Below are 2,553 nucleotides of genomic sequence, written 5' to 3'. Positions count from 1 at the left end.
GCTTGGGAGGCTGGGAATCAGGCATCGTCTTGGGTCTGCCACGTTGTCGCGGCATCAGGGCGTCTATACCGCCGCTATGATAACAGCGCTCCCACTCAGGGATACTTCCCGGGCTGCGGATATTGAAGGCAGCCGCCGTCCGACCATACGAGAGCTCGTTGTCCCACATGTACTGCAGCACCGAAAGCTTCTGCGCGGCGCTGTAGTGGCTGAATTTCTTCTCTAGCCCCGCTTCTCCGTGGGATTGGTACAAACTCACCCACCGTTTGACCATCGCGTAATCCAGTCCTCGCTGCTTCCCGACTGATTTGAACCCAACGGCACCGGCCATGTATTGCTGGACAACTTCCAGCTTGAATTGCTTTGTGTATTTCGCCAATGAAAAACCCCAAAAGTTGGCGTCCAACTTTATGGGGTCAGTTCAGACGGGCTGCTTTTTCTATTGTAAAACCACAGAACTAATCCAAGGGCACGGCGCGATAACGATTGACTTCGGCGGCGCTCACAACCGGCGCCTTGTTGCCCCAGCTGTTGCGGATGTACGAGACGACCGCAGCCACTTCACTGTCGTTCAGCAGCGGCCCGTAAGGCGGCATGCCGTAAGGACGCGGGTTGGCGGCGGTACTTGGCGCAAAGCCGCCATTCAGGACCACCCTGATTGCATTCACCGGCGACGGCATGGTGATCGCGTGATTGCTTGCCAGCGGCGGATAAGCCGGCCACTGGCCCTTGCCGGAAGCCTGGTGGCAATCGACGCAATGGTTTTTGTAGATCTTCCCGCCCAACTCCAGCACGCTTGCCGCCTGCTCTGGACTGACGCGCTCCTTGGCTGCCGACTCTTCCTTTTGACGCGGCAAGGATTTCAGGTAAACCGCCATCGCGCCGACATCTGCATCGCTCAGATGCTGCAAGCTGGCGCCCACCACTTCGGCCATCGGTCCCAACACTGTGCCTCGCGGCGAGACGCCATTTTTCAGCAAGCCGGCGACGTGCTGGATATCCCAGTCGCCGAGACCGATTTCCTCATCCGAAGTCAGCGACGGCGCATACCAGTTGACCACCGGAATAAAGCCCCCTCCCAGTTCTGCTTTCAAGTCAGTGCCGCCCAGCGCATTGCGCGTAGTGTGGCAAGCACTACAGTGGCCCAGCCCCTGCACCAGATAAGCGCCGCGGTTCCACTCTACCGACTGCTGTGCTTCTGGCTGATACACGCCCGGCCGGAAATACAAGGCGCGCCAGCCGTAGAGCAGGAACCGGTTGTTATAAGGAAAACGCAAATCGTGCTGCAGATTTTTTTGCTGCACCGGCGGCACGCTGCGCAGATAGGCAAACATGGCGTCGGCGTCGGCGCGTGTCACTTTAGTGTAGCTGGTATATGGGAAGGCTGGATACAGCAAACTGCCATCCTTCGATCTGCCGTTGTGCAGCGCCTGCCAGAAATCGCCGGCCGACCAGGTGCCGATGCCAGTGCCGCTGTCAGGCGTTATATTCGGCGCATAGATCGCGCCAAACGGGGTCTGTATCGCGCGCCCTCCCGCCAACTGCTTGCCGCCGCGCGCGGTATGGCAAGCCATGCAATCGCCGCTGCGCACCAGGTAGGCGCCGCGCGCAATCTGCTCGGCGGGATTCGCCACAGCCGCAGGCTGCGGCTGTTCGCTGCTGTCATCAACATTAAGCAATGCCAGCACACCCGCTGCCATAACGACCAGCAGCAGCAGAGCAGCGACTATCCACTTGAATATCCGTTTCATTCTTCGCTCCGCTTCATCAGTTGGGGACACTGCCGCAAGCAAGCGGCAGTTTGACCGAGGTGGGAGCAACTGCAGCAGCACCAACCGGTACCGGTTGCGCAGCCAGCCATGCTGAGACCGCACCGATATCTTCGGCGCTCAGGCGTTGCACGACCTGCGCCATGCAATCGGGCGCCAGCGCATGGCGCGCACCGCTTTTCCATGCGCCGATCTGGCCGACCAGATAGTCGCGCGGCAAACCAAGCAAACCCGGCGTAGCCGGCAAGACGCCGGTCATGGCGCTGCCGTGGCAGGCGATGCAGGCCGGGATCTTCTTGCCGGGGTCGCCCTTGTTGACCAGAATTTCGCCGCGTTCGCGCATCGCATTCGACTGATCGAAGGGCTGCGGCGCCGGGTAAGGCGGATGCTGATCCGCGAAATACTGGGCGATTTCTTGCAGATAGGCGTCGGACAGATGATCGACCAGATAGGTCATCATCGGATATTGGCGGCGTCCTTCGCGAAAGTTATGCAGCTGGTTGTAGAGATAACCGGCCGGCTTGCCGGCGATGCGCGGGAAGTAACCCTCGTTGGTGGCGCGCCCCTGCTCGCCATGACAGGCGGTACATGCGGTGAGGCGCTGCTTGATGGTATCGGGAACGGTGCCAGCATCGACTTCTGCCGCATCGGCGGCGATAGCCAGCAACGCTGCGGCAAGAAAAAACAGGAACTTCGAACCAAGATGGCGCACACGGCCGACGGCCGGTCTTACCGAAAGAATCGACATGATTTTCCTACCTTTTTATATTGCTGCATTTTTTTG

3 protein-coding genes are annotated in these 2,553 nt (G+C 59.7%); all 3 read right to left on the bottom strand.

What is annotated here, in order from left to right:
• Positions 1-379, bottom strand: a 379-nt coding sequence (locus KHU33_RS25970; RefSeq protein WP_211468419.1) for a helix-turn-helix domain-containing protein, incomplete at its 3' end; no start/stop codon positions are given.
• A 79-nt stretch (positions 380-458) separates the two neighbouring features.
• A complete protein-coding gene (locus KHU33_RS25965; protein WP_211468418.1) occupies positions 459-1,751 on the bottom strand; it encodes a c-type cytochrome in 1,293 nt (430 codons plus the stop codon).
• Positions 1,752-1,767: 16 nt separating this feature from the next.
• Complete coding sequence (locus KHU33_RS25960) at positions 1,768-2,517, bottom strand: c-type cytochrome (protein ID WP_211468415.1); 750 nt, start codon at positions 2,515-2,517, stop codon at positions 1,768-1,770.
• Between the last annotated feature and the right edge of the window lie 36 nt (positions 2,518-2,553).

It is taken from the genome of Collimonas silvisoli, assembly GCF_018305005.1.
Lineage (GTDB): Bacteria > Pseudomonadota > Gammaproteobacteria > Burkholderiales > Burkholderiaceae_D > Collimonas > Collimonas silvisoli.
Note: the sequence above shows the minus strand (reverse complement) of the source record. Positions and strands in the feature narration are given on the sequence as shown.